Annotated in this window: 18 protein-coding genes and 1 pseudogene; 2 read left to right on the forward strand and 17 right to left on the reverse strand. The window is 33.0% G+C overall.

Translation table 11 applies throughout. The annotated features are described in order from the left end of the window. Positions 1-196 precede the first annotated feature (196 nt). The 4 genes from P700755_RS07970 to P700755_RS07985 all read right to left on the reverse strand — a co-directional run bounded on the left by P700755_RS07970 (position 197) and on the right by P700755_RS07985 (position 4,535). Positions 197-1,138, reverse strand: coding sequence for a tetratricopeptide repeat protein (locus tag P700755_RS07970; RefSeq protein ID WP_015024186.1), 942 nt, complete (start codon positions 1,136-1,138; stop codon positions 197-199). A 666-nt stretch (positions 1,139-1,804) separates the two neighbouring features. Then, the gene (locus P700755_RS07975) at positions 1,805-2,599 is read right to left on the reverse strand and encodes a CPBP family intramembrane glutamic endopeptidase (protein WP_015024188.1); all 795 of its coding nucleotides are present in this window, start codon (positions 2,597-2,599) and stop codon (positions 1,805-1,807) included. A gap of 342 nt (positions 2,600-2,941) precedes the next feature. After that, positions 2,942-3,622 (reverse strand): ABC transporter ATP-binding protein, encoded by a 681-nt coding sequence (locus P700755_RS07980; RefSeq protein WP_015024189.1) that lies wholly within the window; start codon positions 3,620-3,622, stop codon positions 2,942-2,944. Next, positions 3,615-4,535 carry a hypothetical protein gene (locus P700755_RS07985; RefSeq protein WP_015024190.1) on the reverse strand — a complete coding sequence of 307 codons (921 nt, stop codon included), beginning with the start codon at positions 4,533-4,535 and terminating at the stop codon, positions 3,615-3,617. The genes P700755_RS07980 and P700755_RS07985 overlap by 8 nt, the downstream gene beginning before the upstream one ends. Before the next feature lie 494 nt (positions 4,536-5,029). On the opposite strand from P700755_RS07985, the gene P700755_RS07990 reads away from it, so the two are divergent. Continuing rightward, entirely contained in the window at positions 5,030-6,214 is a 1,185-nt protein-coding gene (locus P700755_RS07990; protein WP_245536022.1) for a CHRD domain-containing protein, read from the forward strand. Positions 6,215-6,799: 585 nt separating this feature from the next. Here the strand turns inward: P700755_RS07990 and P700755_RS07995 are convergent. From P700755_RS07995 to P700755_RS08010, 4 genes are all read right to left on the reverse strand, one after another. Then, positions 6,800-8,308, reverse strand: a complete 1,509-nt coding sequence (locus P700755_RS07995; RefSeq protein WP_015024343.1) for an IS66-like element ISPto8 family transposase — start codon at positions 8,306-8,308, stop codon at positions 6,800-6,802. Positions 8,309-8,383: 75 nt separating this feature from the next. Further along, positions 8,384-8,725 (reverse strand): IS66 family insertion sequence element accessory protein TnpB, encoded by a 342-nt coding sequence (tnpB, locus tag P700755_RS21245; protein ID WP_015024193.1) that lies wholly within the window; start codon positions 8,723-8,725, stop codon positions 8,384-8,386. After that, entirely contained in the window at positions 8,725-9,003 is a 279-nt protein-coding gene (gene tnpA, locus P700755_RS08005) for an IS66 family insertion sequence element accessory protein TnpA (protein WP_015024194.1), read from the reverse strand. The genes tnpB and tnpA overlap by 1 nt, the downstream gene beginning before the upstream one ends. Positions 9,004-9,092: 89 nt before the next feature. Continuing rightward, complete coding sequence (locus tag P700755_RS08010; RefSeq protein WP_015024195.1) at positions 9,093-10,595, reverse strand: S41 family peptidase; 1,503 nt, start codon at positions 10,593-10,595, stop codon at positions 9,093-9,095. Positions 10,596-10,967: 372 nt separating this feature from the next. Here P700755_RS08010 and P700755_RS21250 point away from each other — a divergent pair. Beyond that, positions 10,968-11,347: pseudogene (locus P700755_RS21250) on the forward strand (transposase); the annotation flags it as partial. Positions 11,348-11,473: 126 nt separating this feature from the next. Here the strand turns inward: P700755_RS21250 and P700755_RS08015 are convergent. The 9 genes from P700755_RS08015 to P700755_RS20655 all read right to left on the reverse strand — a co-directional run bounded on the left by P700755_RS08015 (position 11,474) and on the right by P700755_RS20655 (position 20,248). Next, positions 11,474-12,268, reverse strand: a complete 795-nt coding sequence (locus P700755_RS08015; protein ID WP_169314466.1) for a cation efflux transmembrane domain-containing protein — start codon at positions 12,266-12,268, stop codon at positions 11,474-11,476. 563 nt (positions 12,269-12,831) lie between these two features. Beyond that, positions 12,832-13,650 (reverse strand): carboxypeptidase-like regulatory domain-containing protein, encoded by an 819-nt coding sequence (locus P700755_RS08025; protein WP_015024198.1) that lies wholly within the window; start codon positions 13,648-13,650, stop codon positions 12,832-12,834. Positions 13,651-13,807: 157 nt separating this feature from the next. Further along, on the reverse strand, positions 13,808-14,176 hold the full coding sequence (locus P700755_RS08030; RefSeq protein WP_015024199.1) for a helix-turn-helix domain-containing protein: 369 nt from the start codon (positions 14,174-14,176) through the stop codon (positions 13,808-13,810). Positions 14,177-14,186: 10 nt separating this feature from the next. Next, positions 14,187-14,483, reverse strand: a complete 297-nt coding sequence (locus tag P700755_RS08035) for a type II toxin-antitoxin system HigB family toxin (RefSeq protein ID WP_015024200.1) — start codon at positions 14,481-14,483, stop codon at positions 14,187-14,189. Positions 14,484-14,658: 175 nt separating this feature from the next. Continuing rightward, positions 14,659-14,880: a hypothetical protein gene (locus tag P700755_RS18715; protein WP_051007949.1), complete on the reverse strand. Its 222-nt coding sequence runs from the start codon at positions 14,878-14,880 to the stop codon at positions 14,659-14,661. A gap of 314 nt (positions 14,881-15,194) precedes the next feature. Beyond that, positions 15,195-15,437: a hypothetical protein gene (locus P700755_RS08045; protein WP_041758246.1), complete on the reverse strand. Its 243-nt coding sequence runs from the start codon at positions 15,435-15,437 to the stop codon at positions 15,195-15,197. Between the two features lie 233 nt (positions 15,438-15,670). Further along, on the reverse strand, positions 15,671-17,947 hold the full coding sequence (locus P700755_RS08055; protein WP_157609269.1) for an NACHT domain-containing protein: 2,277 nt from the start codon (positions 17,945-17,947) through the stop codon (positions 15,671-15,673). A 378-nt stretch (positions 17,948-18,325) separates the two neighbouring features. Further along, a complete protein-coding gene (locus P700755_RS08060; protein WP_041758250.1) occupies positions 18,326-19,429 on the reverse strand; it encodes a hypothetical protein in 1,104 nt (367 codons plus the stop codon). 672 nt (positions 19,430-20,101) lie between these two features. Next, the gene (locus P700755_RS20655) at positions 20,102-20,248 is read right to left on the reverse strand and encodes an N-6 DNA methylase (RefSeq protein ID WP_342626356.1); all 147 of its coding nucleotides are present in this window, start codon (positions 20,246-20,248) and stop codon (positions 20,102-20,104) included. Between the last annotated feature and the right edge of the window lie 39 nt (positions 20,249-20,287).

Raw genomic sequence — 20,287 nt, forward strand, 5'->3', positions numbered from 1 at the left:
ATTTTAAAAGCTGATCTTTGGTAATGTGCTTTGTAGAATTCTTCTGTTTTTAGTTTGTTCATTATCTTGGATTCAGCTTGTTTCTAACGGCAAGTAATCGAGTAGTAGGGCATTTCGAAGCACACACTTTCAATACTCCGTAATGTTCATATTTACTCGTTAAGCCCTATTATTTCTTATAAAATGTTATACACTTTTATTTTTTGCAATTTTCTTCAATCAATTGGCTTGCTCCACTATCTCCAAGTTCAAGTGCTAATTTTAAATTGTTGCATGCGCTTGAGTTTTCATTCAATTTCAACTCTGAAATAGCCAAAAACCTTCTCAGTTCACCTGCTTTTGGGTCAAGTTTGACACATTGTCCAAAGTCCGATTTTGCTTTCTCGAATTGATTTATTTCCATTTCGGTAAGTCCTCTATTCACCAATGAGCTAATGTATTCTGGATCTAGTTCGATAGCTTTTGAATAATCAGTGATTGCAGCTTCATAATTTTTCAATTTTTGATTTAAGAAAGCTCGGTTATTGTATGTCATTGCATCTTTAGGGTCTAACCTTATCGCATCGTCATAAGCTTTTATGGCTTTGTTAGAATGTCCTGATTGCGTATAAAAATATCCAATCTTTTTAAAGGCAAAGGAATTCTTAGGATCTATTTTTGTTATCTTTTTATAAGCATTTAGTGTTCCTTGAATGTCGTTTAACTGCTCTTTACAGTCGGCAATTCTTTGATAGCATAGTTCAGCTCGATCATTCTTGGTATCTTTTTCAATACCGATTTTGTAATAACGCTTTGCATCAATTAGATTTCCTTGTGTTTCTAATAAAGAAGCAAAACCAAAATATGAATCAGGAAGTTCTGGATTCAATAACCACGATTGATTAAACCTTTTCATTGCAGTTTTCAAGTCATTATTATAATAATATCTCCAAGCATGGTCAATTTGAATAGCCGCGGAGCTATCAATTGTACCGAACTGTTTTAAGCAATCTTGAATAAACTCTTCGTCTAATTCTCTGTACTCTTTAGTTTTTTTGACTTCCCCATATCTTGGTTGAGTATTGTCAATTTTATTGTTCTGTGAATGGCAAGAACTTAAGATTGACAAAGTTAATAGTGAAGTTACTAGTAATTTCATTTTTTATATTGTGCCTAACATCTGAATAAAACCCTTTCAACTCTTTAGTATAGGATATATATCTATTTAGAACGTTATTTTATTATCAACTAAACTAGCACTTTCATATATACTACCCAACAGACTTTTTATTGTTTTGTTATTCATCGCTAAAACTCAAGTATAACTCTTCGCCGCTTTAGAGCTATTATGAACTAATAAAGATGTTGTGAAAAATAAAGGCAACATAGGGGAGAACACAACCATTGGCAGATCAAGTAAGGGTTTATGTCCTACCTATTTTAAAAACCACTATCATGAGCAGCTGAAATAGGCCACCAAAAAGGAGCAGTAGAAGTCAGTGGGGTTTTTAAAACTGAATTATGGATTACTACTAGAACTGGTGAGTAATCCAAATTTGTCCTTCGACTATCTCCTATAATCCAATTGACGAGTATGATGGATGAATTATACATCAAGTCTTATGCCTTGTAATACCGCCGTCTTATTGTATAATTGGACACAACTAGTCTAAAACAGAGTCATACTCAACTGCACATCCCAATGGGCGCGAATTTCAATAGGCCTTTGCAATTGCTAGATGAAGTTCGATCTACGATGCTACCTATTGATGTACTCTAGTGATAAATTAATGCCTTTTGACTTGTTTTTCGCCAAAGTACTTTGTTAGAGGTTTGAATTTTCCATTGTCTTTTGTTCAAGATTATTCATTCTATACCCCAAAATGCCGCTATTTATATCGATTGCAATATGTAGAAAAACTGCTATCCAAATATTTTCAGTAAAATAGTAAATAGTGGAAAATAAAAATCCCAAAATAAAAGAGGCTATAATGTTTTGCTTTCCCATACCGATATGAGTTGCAGCAAAAATTATATTTGTCAAAATAAATGCAATTAATAAATTGGCATTTTCTTTTAAAAACTCGAATAAAAAGAGTCTAAAAATTATCTCTTCACAAATTCCAGCACTTATAGATAGAATAACAAACCAATCAAATTCTTTTTTTGTCTTTGGTAGATAGCGGTATATGTCTTTCATTTTCTCCTTAACAACGGGGAGGGAGGCGGATGTGATATTCGACTGCTTATACTGTACAATCGTAAATGCCAAAGCTAAAACTGAAAATACAATACTGATTACAGTAAAATTCGGGTACAGATTTAATTGAGGGAGTTGTGTCGTAAAAAAATTAATGAGAATCAGAATTGTTAGACCCCAGAAGATTGTGATTGTTTGTTTGTAGTCAAGTAATCTAAACTTGTCGTCTTGCTTTATGCTATTGTTCGTTTTTTTATAGGTTAACAAAAAGTATGTTGGGTAAATTATCCCAATGAGCCCTGCTAAAATAGTTGTCCAAATCATTTTTATGTTGCTGCTATTAATATTTGTTGTTACGACCCTACCTCTAGAGTTAGCTTTAAAAATAGTGGTTTTGAAATATAGTAATTTTTTGTCCATTATTTTTAGGACATGCTAGGGGCTGTTTCTTATAAAAACTTGTTTTTGAATGGAATTGATTTAAAAAAATGGTGCATTCAAATTCATGCCATAAGTAAATCCGCTTTTTGCTAAAAGAATCATAGCCTATTTACTTTATACTTTGGATATGGTAAGAAGACTGGAAAGTGAAAATACCAGTAGATAATCCATTATCTGCAAAACAAGTTGTCCAGATGAAGTTGTCAAAAACCAAAAATAAATAAGAACTATTCAAAACTTTTTTTTGTGTATTCTCAAAAAAAATTAAAGTAATTCCTGTTGACTTGTTTTTTAACTCAGCACTTTTTTAGCAAGCGTTATTTATTTCAACTTAAGTTTATCAATCCTAGTTCCAACTGTAAATTCTTTCATTTCCTTTTCAAGATTATTGAAATCAACTTGTTGTACTTTCTTTATAACTTCTCCGTTTTTCATTACATAAATTTCATCACACGTATCCGCAAGAGTTGAAAAAATGTGAGAAGAAATAATTACTGTTTTTTCTAATTCTTTAAATCGTTTTATAATTTCAGTTATAATTAAATTGCTTTGTATGTCAACACCATTGAAAGGTTCGTCCAGAATAAATACATCATTTCCTTGTAAAAGAATTGCGGTTAAAGCCAATTTCTTTTTCATCCCTGTTGAATAAGTAGAGGCATACTGATTTAGGGGTAAGTCAAATATATTTTTGTGCTCAATATTGGATAGTTTTATTTGTCTTGTGTTGGCAAGTAGTTGTATGTATTCCCTTCCGGTAATTTTAGAGAAAAAAAACGGTTCTGTTAACAACAGTCCTAAATGGTCTTTTAGTTTAGTATAGTTAGATGAGATATTTCCTTTATAATCTTCAAGTCCTGAAAGGCACCTAAATAGAGTTGTTTTCCCTGCTCCATTTTCTCCAACAATGCCATATACTTTCCCTTTTTTAAATTCTAAATCTATTGAATTTAGAACTTGATTTTTACCGTAAAACTTTGATAATATTTCAATTTTAATCATTTAAAATGTCTTTTAATTTTTTAATCGATTGGTAATAAAAAAAAGGAATAAATATTAAGAGTATTGGCGGAAAGATTAAACTTGTTACAATCAAAATTAGTTGTGATACATTCATCTCATTTGGAAAAGACGAATATTTGGCAAAAATTATTGTCGTGAGATAAGCAAAACACAAAAGAATAAAAACAATTAAAATATCAATTTGATTAAAAAATGAAAAACTCAAAGTAATTATAATTGGCAAACTTAAAAGTAAAAAATTGATCAAGCATGTTTTTGTTTTTTCCAATAAAAATTCTTTCGGAGATAAATTATAATTCCAAACAAAATAGTCGTTTTCTATTTTTGAATAATAAGAAAAACAAGTTATTCCAATTAATAGCACAGAAAAGACACCTAGGTTAAAATTTCCAACGGATACTGAAATATAAGTTAAGACATAAGCTATTGGAAAAACATAAAATGTCTTTCTAAAGCCAACAGCAAATTCAAATGGTTTTTTACTAAACGGTGTTGGAATTGTTACAATCACATTTGTGCTGAAGTTGAACAGCATAATGATAATTACCAATAAATTTAATAAAATAGAAAACACAAATTGTTCTTTGTAAATTAAAAACAGAGTAAAAGGCAAGCAATAGAGGAGGTTTTCTACTACTCTTAATTTTTTGTATTTGTCTTTATTGAATATAGATTTTAAGAAATCATTTCGTTTAGGATCACTTAATCTTGAGACGAAACTTAATGCGATTAATCCGTAAACATAATTGGCGAATTCTGTGTTTCCGAAGAGATAATTGGAAAGCAGAATAAATAGAAACAGTAAAAGTGGATATCCTATCAAAAGTGGAAGTCCAAAATCAATCATTTTCCTATTCAGCATTTTATATTGAAGTTGGAAGTATTCTTTCATTCGTAATATTGACCAGATTTAGTAAAATATTCTCTTTTTGTAAGTTTAGTTTTTGTGAAAAAAATGTTATTCTGTCCATATTCATATTTATAACACGAAAATAAGAGCCTATAGAGTTTTATAATTCAGTCAATTTTATGAGTAGTTTTTCATTAACCACAGCGGTAATGTATAAGCGTAGTTGAATTTATAAAAAGCCAAATTAGTAAAAATAGAACTAACCAGTGGAAATTCTTAAGGAATTTCCATGTGGATGGGAAAACCAAGCAATTAATTTTATTCTCTATTGGCAATAGTGAATTATCATAAAAAGCTGTAAGTGAATCTATTTTGGTCTCCAAATGTTTGATCATTCAGAATCGATTTATAAATGCTATTTGCTTTTACAAATGCTTTTGAATACCCTGTATTTTTTGTTTAACTTTTTTTGTTAAATATTAAACAAATATAAATATTTATTATACGTTTGTTTAACTCGAATTAAATAAAAAATTATGATGAATAGAAATTTACTAGCTTTTTTAATGATAATCCCTTTCTTTTTTATCAGTTGCAGTGATGATGATGGCTACTCAAATCCTGAACCACCTGAAATAACTGAACTAAATTCTAAAATTTATACTCTAGGAACAGTAGGTGATTTTGGAGTTTCTGGCACAGCTAAATTTATAGAAAATAGCGATGCCACATTATCCATTGAATTAGATTTACAAAATACACCAGCAGGTGGTATCCACCCTGCACACATTCACTTTAACACTGCTGTTGAAACTGGTGGCATAGCTTTGACACTTGAAGATGTAAACGGAGATACGGGGAAAAGTACAACTATATTTACAACCCTTAATGATGGTACTGATATCACATATTTAGAGCTGCTTGATTTTGATGGTTATATAAACGTTCATTTAAGCGCGACTGAATTATCTACAATCGTTGCACAAGGTGATATAGGACAAAATGAGCTTACAGGCGAAACCATCAGCTATGATCTAAATGAAAGAGACGTTCCTGGTATTAATGGTACTGTTGTATTTGCCAAACGTGTTAATCAAACAACCTTGGTCTCTATCAACCTCACTGGTACTCCTGCCGGCGGAAGACATCCAGCACATATACATGAAAATGATATTGCTACTACAGGAAATATTATCGTTGGTTTAAATCCAGTAATTGGAGATAGTGGTATTAGTAAAACGCAAGTAGAAGCCTTAGTTGGTGGTGCTGCGGTAACTTATACCGAGTTATTGACTATTAACGCATACATAAATGTTCATTTGAGTAATGCTGATTTAGATACAATCGTTGCTCAAGGAAATATTGGTTCTAACGCAGGTACCGATCCAGGGGGTGCAGAGTCAAAGACTTATGATGTAACCAATAGCGGAGCTTCAGCATATATTTTTAACGGAGAAGGGCTTTCAGACTCAAATAATCCAGACTTTACATTTAAAAGAGGAGGTACGTATACTTTTAACGTAACTGTTCCAGGTCACCCTTTCTATATAAATTCAGTAAGAGGAACAGGGACAGCTAACACATATAATTCAGGTGTTACAAATAATGGTGCCGTATCTGGAACAATCACATTTACTGTTCCTACAGATGCACCAGATACGTTGTATTACAATTGTGAATTTCACAGCTCTATGACTGGAATGATTACTATTATAGATTAATTGATCGTTGATTAAAATAACAGTGTTTAAAAAAGGGGGATGGCTACACCATCCCCCTTTTTATATTGAAGAATTCAATTATAAATCTAGCAGAAAAAACCCTCACTCTTGTTTGGTAAAAATTCAAATGCTCTGTATCCTTAAAAACAAATTGTGACAATCCAAATGATAGTATCACCGCACTTATAACACCGATAAATGAGTTCTGATCTATTAGAACAAGACCACTTTCATTAAAAGGAAGAATACCAGGCCATTGCTCATCTTAAGAATTGCTATTTAAAGAACTTAAAATTAGTAAGGATATAAAGAGATGCCTCATCGTTCTGTTTTGATAAAACAACACCTAACTTTTTTAGTATGCTACTATTAATTACGGCATTTATGTGTAAGATTAGTCGGATGATTAAATAACTAAATTAGTGAAAAATGAAATGAACGAGAGGAAGTTCCAATGGACTTTTCATAAGTAAGCTAAAAACAGGCAATTAAGTTTACACGTTTTAAAGGTATCCATCCCACCAACTACATATAGCAAGTCAAACTGATTATGTTTATCAGGTAATTCCGGGTAAAAAACTTCTCTTATGTATTCTGTAGTTTTTTGTAATTCTGGGGATACAAATCTTTAATATTCTTGTGGTTGATGGACATAATATTTTCCAAAGTGTACTTTAACCACTGATAAGGGTTCACCTCGTGTTTTTTACAGATTGCAAAGAAGGAATACATAATTGCCCCTCGTTGTGCCGCATCGTGAGAGCCTGCAAAGAGATAGTTCTTACGTCCCAAAGCTAATTTTCTTATAGCATTTTCAGTGAGATTATTATCTATCTCGAGAACCCCATCATATAAATAGGCACTGAGCTGGTCCCACCGGTTCAGGCTGTAACTCATAGCTTTACCTATTGTGCTTTTTGGCAGGATATGGTGATCCTTTAGCTGGTTTACCATCCATTTTCCAAATTCATCAATGATCCCCAAGGACTCGTCCAGCCGAAGCTTTTTTCGCTCTTTTGGATTTAAATTATTCTCCCGTGCCTTAGCCTCGACTTTGTAGAGCTTCTGGATAAAAGTAAGCGCTATCTCTGCCTTTAGTTTATCATTGTCCCGGGCTTTATCAAATTCCCTTCGGGCATGAGCCCAGCAATTAAGGTGAGTAACCCCTTCGCGTTTTCCAATTTTATCATAAACAGAATACCCATCACTTTGCAGGTAGCCCTTAAATCCTGATAATACATGCGCTGCAGCCTGGGCGCTGCGCCCCGACTGATAATCAAAAAGCACCGTTTTATCTATAGGACAATGGTACACCCAGTAGTATCCCTGATGGGTGGTGCCTTTCTTTTTCTTATCGATGACTTTGATGGGGGACTCATCGGCCTGGAGATACCCCTTTGACCGAATATCTTCCAGCAAATGCTGATAAAGAATATCCAATATTTTAAGGCTTTGCCTGGTCCAGCCTTCCAAAGTGGAAGAGGCAATAGGAATATCAGCTCTTTTAAAACGCTGAAGCTGGCGGTAAAGAGGGAGATGGTCTTCATACTTATCGACCAGAATGGAAGCTAAAAGCCCGGCTCCCGGTATTCCTTTTTCAATAACTCGCTCTGGAAGCGCTCCTATTACAACTCCTTCTTTATTCCGAGGAGCGTATTTATAGCGGATGTAGCGTTTGATGTAATATTTGGAAGGCTCATATTCTAATTCCTCGGTGATTTCTTCTCCAATACAGACCATATCGCTTAAATCGCCCTCAGGGTAGATCTTGATTTCTTCCACGGGAAGATGCTGCGGAAGCGGTACTCGACCTTTATGAGCAGATTTCCTTTTTCGGCGCTCATAGGTAAGCTTTTCCTTTACTTCTTCTTCCTGCCTTTGTGCTATTTCTGGCTCCATCTCAAAGGGAAGGCTCATTTGATCCTTATCACCCTCGAAGCGTTCTCTTTTCTGTCCGTGAACAATCCGTTTGTACTGAGCCAGTTGAAACTCCAAATCCAAGATCTTATAGTGTGCCTTTTCAACATCCTTTCCCTTCTTCTGAAGTAGGCTCAAAAGTTGGTCTTTAGTAAGGTTTTCCAGGGCATTTTGCATAGGATAAATATACAAAAACCGATACTTTGAACCTAGCGTTAACCCCTGTTTTTACTGATAAAATACGATTATTTCCTAGTGTGAATAGCGCAGTTTCTGAACACTTTTTTTAACCGTAATACCCTCGATCATCAGCACCAGTTGCGGCCAGCTGAAACTAGTCTGGCCTTCCCTTATTGCAGGTGGAGTGAAGCTTCCCCGCTCCAGGCGTTTATAGTATAAAACAAAGCCGCCCCGTTCCCAATGAAGGAGCTTCAGATGGGTGCGATTCCGGTTAAGAAAAACGAACACATCGCCACTTGTGGGCTCCCTATTCAGTTCATTTCTTACCAGTCCGCTTAGGCCATGGAAGGATTTACGCATATCACAGGGCTTGAGGTAAAAGTGATAACAATGGGAAGAACCTAGCGAGAACATTAGTAAAGTTTTACTAACCTTGCAATTAATGCCAGATCCGGTGAACTCATTTGAAGCTTGACCCCATTGGGGTAAATAAATTCCATGGCACTGGCTGAAGATTTCAATCCAGTGTCTACTTCCACAAAACCGCCCGGGTGATCTTCCTCTTTCTTTTTGCGTATCCAGTAACTAAAAGTAGAAGGGCTGATCCCTCTTTCTTTGCTAAAGGCTTTTGACGAAAGGCCACTACTTTGATATTCCGTTACCAATTTGTACATTTCTTCGTGTTTGCTCATAATAAATATTATTTTAGAGCAAAGCTATCGAGAGAAAGTCAGGTGGTCAATATGTGGTTGGTGGGGTGGATACTTTTAAAGCACAGTTTTTATTCCATTCTTAGTATTTCCAGTAGTCTATTTAGTTGATGATCTTCTTTCAAGAATATCTGATCCAAGTTCCTTTCTATTTTAATATCAGGTGCTGTACCAATTCCATCTAATATTTTACCGTTTTTTTGAAAAGAAACCATTGTGCTTATTTTCCCGCGTAATTCTGAATTTGGTAGTTCAAATCGCTGGCTGTTTCCACTCGAACCGTCAGTGTTCACTCCAACTATTTTTATGTTTGGTAATCCCTTAAATGTTGAAACAAGAATAGAAGCAGCGCTAAAACTTCTTTCATTGGTTAAGATACAAATAGGCTTATCATAATGATACTTGTCTTTTGTGATTTTCTGACCATTGAAAATATAATAATAATATTCGCTAAACTTATCATTATCCAAGTTATACATTGGCTCAAAAGAAGTCATAAATTTATCCACTGTATTTTGTTCTCGCCTATCCAACTCATCTCTCGAAAATAAGAAGCGATTATGCAACTCTTTCTTTAATTCATCATTCAACGGTAGTTTGCCGCGTTGCCTTGTGGCGTTAACGACATACACGGAATTTGGATCGACAAAATACCCCGCTAATTCTTGAATTAAATCACGTGTTCCACCACCATTATCTCGTACATCTATAATTAAGGCATCAGTTTCTTTTGCCTTTATCATAAAATCATTGAGATACTCAAAAAATACTGGGCTATCGTCTATGCTCAACATATCTACAATCTGGATATATCCGATGTTATCTTTTATCGTAAAAAATTGTTGGATAATCTCTATGTCATTTAACTGCTCTTCTCGCAAAAAGAAATTTTTCTTATGAAATCGCTCATCCCATAAATAAGCCTTGTTCTCATCTGATACTAATTTGATATCCACGACTTTCTCGATTCCGTTTTCATTTGTAAGCGTTACTGGAAGCGTATTAGGCAAGTTGAAGTTGATATTTAGAATGCTAAAAACGGTCTCTATATCTCTCAGATCTCTAATTGCAAGAAGAGAATACGAACTTTTTGGGGCGAGCTGTTCGCTAGGAATAATTTTTGGCAATATCTGGTCTAGTGGTATATTATTTATAGATTTTAGGTACGGAAATTCTGAATTCCAAAAAGCGTATTCTTTATTCGCCTTATCATATTCGAGTACTAATACTTTGCCTTTAAATGGTGCAAATGATAAGGGAAAATAGAGTGTTTCTGGTAAATCATAACCTTTTATATAAGAATGCCTATCGCCAATTTTTCCAATAGTTTTGGATAAGAACAACCCAAAACCAGATTTGGTGATTTTTGTTCCATCTAATTGGTCTAAATAGTTGTCAAAATCCTTTCGGTAATCAAATCCGTTTAATCCTTGATATGAAGATTGGTTTTTAAGAATACCGTCAAGAATTTTCAAGTCGTTTTCAATTTCGCTTTTCGTTAGATAATCAGTATCCTTTTGTGCATTGCAAAAAAGTGTGAAAATTGATAATAAAATGACTGTGAAAATTTTCATTGCCTATGTTTTTAAATGTTCATTAAAGCATACAGGTTGTTGCCTACTTTTGGTGAATGATTAAGCAACTAATTTAGCAAACAAATCACAGATAGAAAATTCCAACGGAATTTTCCGGAGGTACACTGACCAAAGTGATTAAGTATACACTGAATTTCCATTTCGTTGTGTTTCAGTGTCATAATTATTCGCCTTAATTCTTTTATTTCAGCATTTGAATGAATTCGGTCAGTGAATTATTCCGCTATATTTTTAAATTCCGATTGAGTGAGGATTATACGACCGGCTGAATTACTCACATAATTAAGTTATATACGTTCGCTTAAATCCAATTTTAAAAGAGGGTTTTTAGTATAATTATCGCGCAAATTTCTTATCAGTGTAAATGGTATAGGACAGAAGACCGCTTTATTTTTAATCGTGGTTGCTAGGGTTTTTAAGTTTGGAACAGCCTCACAGGTATGCAGCTATATCAGCATCAAACCAACGGCCAGAAAGTCTGAGAGCAGTGTTAGAGTTAGGGCAAGAATCAGTATGGTGGTTAATAAAAAGCTGCGTCATATGCTGTTTTTATATTCTCTTAGGGCCTGTAAGCACAACAAAGCGTATCGGGAAATTATCAGAATATAGTAGGCAAAAGTTAGAAGCTAGCCTTAATTGCCATAGCCAACAAGCTACTCAAACAGTGTTTTACTATTACAAAAACAGCCAGGCCATATGATGAAAGTTACGTTTCTGTGTTGTCTAAATAAATAAAGAAAAATCAATTAAAAAGCTTGAAAAATCAGTCTTATGAAGTCTAAACTACTAATGTTCCATATTAAAGTAGAAAAGAGTTGTTTTTACCTCAGTTCTGTGTTGTGCTTAATATTTTTAGTTCACTTGCTCAATTTCAGTATTCGAAACGCTCCTTGAATAACCAAAACAAAAACGATTGTCCCAATAATCAAATCAGGTTTATTAGAACTCAAATAATTTACTAAAATTCCTGCTACAATTACTCCTAAGTTGATAATCACGTCATTTGAGGTGAAAATCATACTCGCTTTCATATGTGCTTCTTCTTTACTTTTTGACTTTTGTAAAATGTAAAGACAAATTCCGTTTGCTATAAGAGCAAAAATCGAAACGATAATCATTGTTGAAAAATCGGGAAGTTCCTTGTCTCCGAAAAATCTCCTTAAAACTTCTAAAAATCCAATAATCGCAAGTGTTATTTGAAAATATCCAGCAAGTTTCGCAATTCGTTTTTTCTTTATTAGCGTTCCCCCAACCGCAAACAAACTAATTCCGTACACAAAACTGTCCGCAAGCATATCCAAGCTATCCGCAACGAGTCCTATAGATTTTGAAATCAGTCCTGTTGTCATTTCGATAATGAAAAAGGCGAAATTGATTATAAGTACAGACCAAAGTAGTTTTTTTTGGTTTTGGTTTTTTTTAAAATCCGTTTGGTCAGTTTTTTCCGTTGAAATTTTTTTCCCACCTAAGTTCAGCTCGATAACAGACTTTTCGATTTGGTCAATTTCTCCAGTGTGAAAAACGATCAATTTTCGGTTTACAATATCAAAGTCTAAATTCGCAATACTCGAAATTCCGTCCAATTTCATTCGGATTAGATTTTCCTCTGACGGACAGTCCATTTTGGTAATTTCAAATATCGTTTTTTTCAATCAGTTTCTGGATTTTTAAGCATTAAGCAGTAGAGTAGAGCCTGATTGCTCTTCTCATATTCGCTATACGAATATAATAAAACAATCAACGCCGCCTTCATCTAATACTTCGACAGACCTACCTGCCAAGGCACGACAGGCAGGCTCAGTGCACCGCCATGCTTAGATTTTTCCCTCCCACAGCATACCTCGTTTTTGTCAGGATTTCGTAGTTTTCCATCTATAACCACGCCATCCCTGTGACTCCGGTAGATGGTTACACTTCATACTACTGTCTATCCATGCAACATAACAGGGTTCGAGAACGTCGAAACTCCCCCCAATCTATAGATACACTTATCGAAGCTACTATGAGTTCACACTTGCGTAGTACAGCTTGGTTATTTGGACATGCCAAGCTTTAGCAAAACAGTCACAAATTGAACTGTCGGCAGCTCTTCTAAATGAACAGCAAATTATTAAGGTAGGATTTACAGCTACTGGAAAACCACAACTTCATAGCGCACCAACGATTTTGCTAAACTGCTTTTTAAAGCAGTTTAGGTTGTGCTGGCAAAAGTTTATTAATACTTAACCGTTACATTAAATCCTATACTTACAGCTCCCTTTTTTTGCCAATAATCTTGACTAGTCTTCTTGAAAATTATAGGACTCCCTAAAAACCCTGCGGAGAAAGACAGCCCAAATTCATCCCCTAAATTTTCAATCCACTCCAAAGTGACAAAGAAATCCTCATAGACTACAATGTCATAATCACGAAGATCAACAGTAAGTATACCTTCTTTAATTTGACTGACAATTATGATGTTCTCTTTCAAAAGACTTTTATTGGGTAATCCATTTTTCAAATCATAAAAATTGAGCCTAAACTTAAGAGTATCGTACTCATTTTTGACAATAGAGACATTGAAATCTTCAATGTAAGTTGGGCTTTTCTTAATTTTAATTTTTATGCCGATTTCATTACCTAAATTGTTTGATGAGAATCCACCGCTAATTCTTTTAGAAGTAGTTTTATTTCCAAGAATTTTTTCTTTTAATTTTCTACTTGAAACAACAACCTCTTGTAAATTACTGATTTCTTCTTCCAGTTGAATACTTGGATTATTGAGAATTATAGTTTTAAAATTAGATACTTTAAAGATCAGAGGTTTATAACCGATCGATGAAATTTTCAATGTATCGTTATCGTATTTTTCATTCAGTTCAATTTGAAAGCCTCCTTTATTATTGGAGACTGTTCCAATGCTTTTTCCAACAACCCCTATATTAACATAAGACAGAGTCTCTTTAGAATTCTTATCTACTATACTTCCCTTATATGTTTCTTGAGAATATGATTTCGATGAAATAAGAAGAAGTAGTAATATAATTTTTCGCATGTTTTGATTTATTTTAGGTAACGTTTAGTATATAGTTTGTTGCGTGTTTAAGCAACTAAATTAGTAAAAAAGTCACATATGGAAAATTCCAGCGGAATTTTCGTAAGCAAGCGATGACCAATAATAAATTATATACCGTGTTACCCTTTGTTATTTTTCAACTCGCGAGTTTATAGTGGTTCACAAGCACAGAAGCAGATATTTGTAAGATTCGCTCCAATTCCCTAATCATATCAACAGTCAATCTTTTCTTACGGTTTAAGACTTCTGATACTCGACTTTTCCCGCCGATAATTCCAACTAAATCTTTTTGTCGCATATTCAATTCTTCCATTCGGATTTTTATCGCTTCGATTGGGTCAGGTGCTTCAATTGGATAATGTTCGTTTTCATAATTCTCGATAACCAATGAAAGAATTTCCGCTTCATCGCCTTCTTTTGTGTCAATTGACGCATCGAAAATCACTTCCAAACGTTCTAGAGCATTTCGGTAATCTTTGTCAGATTTAATTGGCTTTACATTCATAATATTATTTTTAAATCGTGTCTGCATTTATTTTGTCATATTCAGCATGTGTGCTGATAAAACGAATAAATGCCCATTGCTTTTCATAATTGAACTTTACAATTAGTCTGTAAGAATTTCCTTTAATATTGAAAACTACTCGACTATATTTTAGAATGCTTGCGTTGATGTAAGTTTGTTTTACATCATTTGGTGAAAACCATTTGGCACTTTTGGTGGTATCATACCAAGTTTTCAAATACTGTTCGGAATCAGCGTGTATTTCCCAATATTCCCGAAGTGTACTTTTTGCAATTATTCGTTTCATCGATTCAATTATAGCACAAATATACAATTAGTTCTCAAATGTTGAACTACTGACGAATATTCTTTTTAATAAAGGCTAACGTGATGTGTGTGGTTAGATTCTGTGTTAGTATGCAACAAAAAACCCATATTTTTTTAAAACGGCTTTAAGCTACTTTCTAAAGGGCAATAGTATTTTACTCTAATTTCTTTTTTTCGTCTATATAAGTTGAATCAGATTGCTTTTTAATTGATTTTAGCATATCCATTTTATTCAATATTTCTAATTGTTGTTTTGAAATCCTTTGCATATTATTGAATCGTATTCTTTTTTCAACTCCGCTTTTAATTAATTCAGAGTTTAGAGATTCAAGATTTGATAATACTGCAAGTTCATTAATACTTGCATAATCTCTCATATTATTTCCTTCTAGAGATAGTTTTGGATTTGACTCTTTCCATTGTTTAGCCGTACAGACAAATAAAGCTACATTTAATAAATCTGCTTCTTCTGCATATTCAATCCATTGTTTTTCAGTTGTATATTTTGATTTTGGAATAATATGATTTTTAACAGCGTCAGTATGTATATGATAATTTACCTTACTTAAAACTCTCTTTACATCCCATTCTAAATTATGTTGATTAGTATCAATTTCTTTTAATCTCTGATACTCTTTTACAATATAAAGTTAAAAAATTGGACTAATCCACATTCCGAAATTATAATCCTTTAATAAGTCTTCGTCAGTTTCCAATTGATGTTTCCAAAGTTGGATATTCTTTTTAGTAATCGGAAAATTAAGTTCTGGACTTTCCCATTGATAAACAATATTACATCATCCCAATCAAAAGACTCTTCTGTGATTAATTTATTTGCATAGTTTTCAAAATCATTTTCTGCGATTTCTCCATTCAGATTTTGGTCGCATTTAGCGATTAAATTAGAGCGTGGTATTTTGATTTCTTGGTTCAATTTTGGTTTTTCTTCAAATGATGCACAACGACCTGGCAAAGAAATCGCAGGGAGTTTAAAATTTTACCCTTTCAGTTTAGTACTTAGACAAGCCAAATATTTTTACAATTATTTTTCTTTCTTCGTTATCAAAATTTTGGTTTGGCGGTTTTCAATCGAAGCTCAAAACTTCCATTTACCACCAAAACCCCTATGTCTTTTAGCCATTGTTAGCGGTTCGTTGTTTATTTGCTTTATAAAAACCAATTTTCATCTTTAGCGATTTGTCCGACTGCCTTAATATTTTTGTTCGCAAATATTCTACATGATCTTTCTGCACAAGAAGCAATTACACGAGGATATTTTTTCGACTCGGTCATTATTGTATTTGCGATTTCTATTGGCAATTCTTTAACTTCATTTAGACGGTGATTATAAAAACGATATGATCTTTCCTCATAATTTGTTAGTGTAGCATAAATTTCCTTTACTTCATTTAAAAGTGTCAAGTCTAGATTGTTTTTCAAATACTTTTCAATTAGGTATGATAATCTAATGTCGCCAATAGCCTTCATTTTTTGAGTAGCACTTGACAAGTTTTTATAAATGAAATTAAGTCTTGATTCTTCGGAGAAACGATGGCTTATAAGATATATAACTTCATTTTCTATTGCGTTTTTGACTAAATATTTTGCAATTTCGTTTGACTGTGAATTACTTAAATTAGATTGTCTTGCTGTCTTTTTCAAACTATCATTTAAAGTCAAAAATTCATCTTTAGACAGTTTATTTATTTGAGTTGAAATATTTGCAATTTGTTGAATAATAGTTTTTGGAGTTGCCCATGTTAGAAGGACAAGAAGTGTGAAAGCTATATCGGTTGAATTTTGTAATTGCAATTCCCAATATTTAATATTTCCTGATTTCATTCTAGCACATCTTACACGTTTACAAAGTGATTTTGAAGAATCTGTTAGAACGGAAAACTCATCATAAGTTTCGTTTTTCGATTTAATACCAGCTGAAATAACAGCTATGATTTTAATTGCACATGTATCTTGGAAAATACCTCTAAAACTTTCTACCAATAATTCCCAAGGTTCTATATTATTTTTCCATTTTGTTATTTCATCATTTAAACTTTTTGAAATAAGGTTTGCGAAATTCTCAATTGATTTATCAATTTCATCTTTTACTGAGATTGTGTTAATAGGTTTTTCTTGTTTAACATCTTGTGGGAAATTTCTAACTCTTTGAGAAATGGAATTTAAAAAGGGTATATTGGAATCATCGCTATTCAATATATTAATCAATAAATATGGGTGGAGCATTATAGTTAAGAACTGTAAACTATGATTAAAATACTTTCTTTGATGAACTGAAATTTTACTTTGCAGAACCCCGTTTAAAACTACTTGCTTTATATCAAGGTCTGAATCAATTACATCTAATCTGTTACCATCAATTAAAATTTGTAATCGTTTTTCCTTTTGTTCTAAGTCACCTTCCCTTATTATGTTGTGTAGTTGTTTGTTTTCAATTTTGTGAATAATTTCTAATTGATAAGCATATTCAAACCACTTAGTTAGTTTTTCGTCATTAAGGTTCCTTACATTATTTAACCAAAGTTCTAGTGTTTGAAAAGGATTGTTGCGGACAATACCTATGAGCTCAGAAGCGTAGTCATTCTGAGGAAATTTCTTTAACTGGTCAAAGCATTCAATTGTTAATTCCAAACGTCCACATTCATTCGGTAAAAGAATAGGTTCATTATTCCCTCTGCGACCTTCTTGGTTTATTATATTCCCAATATTAATACCGTCAACAATAATCCTAACAACATCATTCAGTAGCAAAGGGTATTGCGTAAAAACCCAATCAGAAAGGATTTGAGAAGTAAGTAGTCTAGGATAATTTGTATTTTTCAAAAACAGATCGTCTTGTAATTCCTTTAATTTTTGAATCAACATTGGCAATTCTCCCTTGTCAAAACAACCAGAAAAAAATCGTACTACATTATGCCAATAGAAGTTACGTGAAATTGCATCAAATCTTTCGGGTTTAGTACCTGTTTTTTCTGAACCAGCAGGTGAATAAGGTGATGTGTTATATAGATATTTCGCACAAAAATATTCTCTTAAAGGTTGAACTTCAAACTCATATGTTCCTTGAACTCTTGAAACTAATGCACAAACCCTTTCTTCCATTACATGAAATAACTTGTCAGCAATATCAGTTTTATGTCCTTCTTTAGTTAGATAAATTTTTAATAGTGATTGTAAATCATCAATGTGTATGCTTCCACTGTTATTATGAAGTTCTGCTTCTGAATGCAATACCCATGCTAAATATTGATGTATATCAATAATTAAATCCCTATGATCTCTAATAGTAATGTTCTTTTCAGATTCACGATTAAAAAAAAGTTCTATGTAGCTATCATATAAAGCGGTTCTTTTATTTGGTAAAGATTCACCTCTTGTTCTTAAAAGACTAATAAAGATTGCGAGTTGCATTGGGCTTTTTGCCAAATCTTTTAAATGAGGGAGCTGGAGTTTCTCTTCTACTAATCTCTTTATTTCGTTACCTTCTTTATTATCTAATCTACTGGCTTTGACCCATCTTTCTACATATTCCTTTGTAATAGCTGGTGTAATGTCGGTTAATTCAAAATGCGGATAAATATCAGTAGAAAAGCCAATAGTATCTGAAAAAGCTGCAGGGCGGCTAGTAATAATAATTTGTAAAGATTTAGAGTTTTCAGATATTCTATTAATTCCCTTATTTATAAAATCGATAACTTCTTCTCTGATTTTATTATCGGCAATTTCATCAAATCCATCAAAAACAAATAATATGGAGCTTAGTTTGGTAATAGCAACTAAATCACTTGAATTGAAATCATCGATTTAAGAATGATATACAATGTGACCAACTAAAAAAGATTCAAGTGAGTTTTTCCAAATACTATTATAATATTCTTCATTAAGTCTTCCTTGATATGGGTTTTTGTTTTCAACCCACGATGCAATATGTCTTAGATCAATTTTAAATGGTAATCTAATAGGAGTGTTTTTTGCATGGTCGGGTAATAACACTAAATCGCTTGTTTTATTTAACAAACGTGCTCGATGAACCTGACATATATACTGTGAAATTGTTGATTTTCCTTGGCCTGGACCCCCTTCAAGTAAGATCCTTTCAATCTCATTTTGTATTTTTGGATGTAAAAGAAAACTGGCCGCACCAACATTTTCACGTTCTTCGAAAAGAAAATGGTCTTCGAAGTTAATAATCTTCTTTTGATAATTTTCGAAATGATTTAGAGTCCTTTTAAGATTTTTATTTTTTTCATTATACTTTCTAATTTTTATTGGAACATCCGTGAATAAATCAAATAATCTATTTTCCAAATCAATCTGCCTAAACTTAACTTTATTATCAGTTATATATTGGTCTGCCAAATATGCTTTAACTACACTTTCACGTCTTTCTTTATTTTCATTAATGTTTTGAAAAAGAACTGAATTTAAAATATCTTGTCCATTTATTATTTCAGGAAAAGACCACTTAAAAATCGGGTCTTTTTCAAATAATCGGGATAAATCATCACGCCACCAGCAGACTGAAGGTATTTTAATATAAGATTCTAGAATTTCATTTACCTTATCTTTAGAACCAGCATCCAAAAGCGCAGTGCCTCTAACATTAGTTAAAAGATAGAATTTTTTTGCTCCTCTTGGAATTAGCTTGTCAATTTTTGGAGCCTCATCTTTTATGATTTTAGTTAACCACTTGTGCACATCTGGAATAGAATTAGGATTACGGACAAATTTAACTTGAAATACAATGAATTCTTTTTTTGTTGAATTCATGAAATAAACCAAAGAGTCTCTACCTCCATCTGGTTGTCCGACAGGGAATGATTGAGAGTCGGGAAATTCCTTCGCAATTAGGCAATTGCAAAATTCTTGAAATCTTTCGTCTCCTAAATTTTCATATAAATAGTCCATTGTTTGTTTATTTGTTTCCTGTCTTATAATTCTGACTAACGTTTTTATAATGTTTTGAATATCAATCGTTAGTAATTTTTATTTTTAGTATATTTTTTCACCTTTTCTCTTCAATCTAAACGTTAGCTTAAAGTATTTATTTGTTTTTTCCACAAAGGGCGGAATTACTGCAAACATCCGTATAAACCCTATTCAAATCTTCAGTATTGGTTATATATCTATTTAGGACGTCGTTTTACGTTTATCTAAGCTAACACTTTTGGGTATACTATCCAATGGAATTTTTATTGTTTTATTGTACTTTGCTAAAACTCAAGTATAAATTCCGTGGTTTTGAGCTATTATGACCTATTGCAGTCTAGATATGTCTTAAGCCTGTTCCGCATTTTATAAAGTGTGCGGCAAAACTATGATGTAAATGTGTGGAATGCTCCAAGGCTTAGTCTTGGTGTTTTTACAGCTTTGATTTGCCTTTTTTATAAATTATGGAATCTCCCTAAGTGTAGCTGTAAATTTAAATTTTTGTAAACTTCCAAAAATCGTTTTTTGGGACAGGTGCTTCGTAAGTTTTAATTTCGGCAGAGCCAGTGACTTGATACGATAATTTCCAAGCATGCAGGCAAATCGATAAAGGAAAGTATTCTTGTCCTTATACAGAAACCTCTTTTTTTGTTACCGTAGTGTTGCTCTATAAACGTCACACATACCTCCAGAACCACATGCAGAGTCATAGATAATGCCTTGATAAGGCTCTATCATTTCGGCAATCAGGTTTACAATACTTTTTGGAATGTAAAATTCTCTTTTTCCTTCTTTAATAGCAAATTTAGCAAGAAAATACTCATGTACTCGCTAGAT

The sequence above is a fragment of the Psychroflexus torquis ATCC 700755 genome, assembly GCF_000153485.2.
Classification (GTDB): domain Bacteria; phylum Bacteroidota; class Bacteroidia; order Flavobacteriales; family Flavobacteriaceae; genus Psychroflexus; species Psychroflexus torquis.

What these genes read in the sequence shown, in the direction of transcription:
- P700755_RS07980 (WP_015024189.1), bottom strand. Translation starts at nt 3,622, where the DNA reads ATGATTAAAATTGAAATATTATCAAAGTTTTACGGTAAAAATCAAGTT.
- P700755_RS08035 (WP_015024200.1), bottom strand. Translation starts at nt 14,483, where the DNA reads ATGAAACGAATAATTGCAAAAAGTACACTTCGGGAATATTGGGAAATA.
- tnpB (WP_015024193.1), bottom strand. Translation starts at nt 8,725, where the DNA reads ATGTTCTCGCTAGGTTCTTCCCATTGTTATCACTTTTACCTCAAGCCC.
- P700755_RS08030 (WP_015024199.1), bottom strand. Translation starts at nt 14,176, where the DNA reads ATGAATGTAAAGCCAATTAAATCTGACAAAGATTACCGAAATGCTCTA.
- P700755_RS07985 (WP_015024190.1), bottom strand. Translation starts at nt 4,535, where the DNA reads ATGAAAGAATACTTCCAACTTCAATATAAAATGCTGAATAGGAAAATG.
- P700755_RS08010 (WP_015024195.1), bottom strand. Translation starts at nt 10,595, where the DNA reads ATGAAAATTTTCACAGTCATTTTATTATCAATTTTCACACTTTTTTGC.
- P700755_RS07970 (WP_015024186.1), bottom strand. Translation starts at nt 1,138, where the DNA reads ATGAAATTACTAGTAACTTCACTATTAACTTTGTCAATCTTAAGTTCT.
- P700755_RS18715 (WP_051007949.1), bottom strand. Translation starts at nt 14,880, where the DNA reads ATGAGAGATTATGCAAGTATTAATGAACTTGCAGTATTATCAAATCTT.
- P700755_RS07995 (WP_015024343.1), bottom strand. Translation starts at nt 8,308, where the DNA reads ATGCAAAATGCCCTGGAAAACCTTACTAAAGACCAACTTTTGAGCCTA.
- P700755_RS07990 (WP_245536022.1), top strand. Translation starts at nt 5,030, where the DNA reads ATGATGAATAGAAATTTACTAGCTTTTTTAATGATAATCCCTTTCTTT.
- tnpA (WP_015024194.1), bottom strand. Translation starts at nt 9,003, where the DNA reads ATGAGCAAACACGAAGAAATGTACAAATTGGTAACGGAATATCAAAGT.
- P700755_RS07975 (WP_015024188.1), bottom strand. Translation starts at nt 2,599, where the DNA reads ATGGACAAAAAATTACTATATTTCAAAACCACTATTTTTAAAGCTAAC.
- P700755_RS08025 (WP_015024198.1), bottom strand. Translation starts at nt 13,650, where the DNA reads ATGCGAAAAATTATATTACTACTTCTTCTTATTTCATCGAAATCATAT.
- P700755_RS08060 (WP_041758250.1), bottom strand. Translation starts at nt 19,429, where the DNA reads ATGGACTATTTATATGAAAATTTAGGAGACGAAAGATTTCAAGAATTT.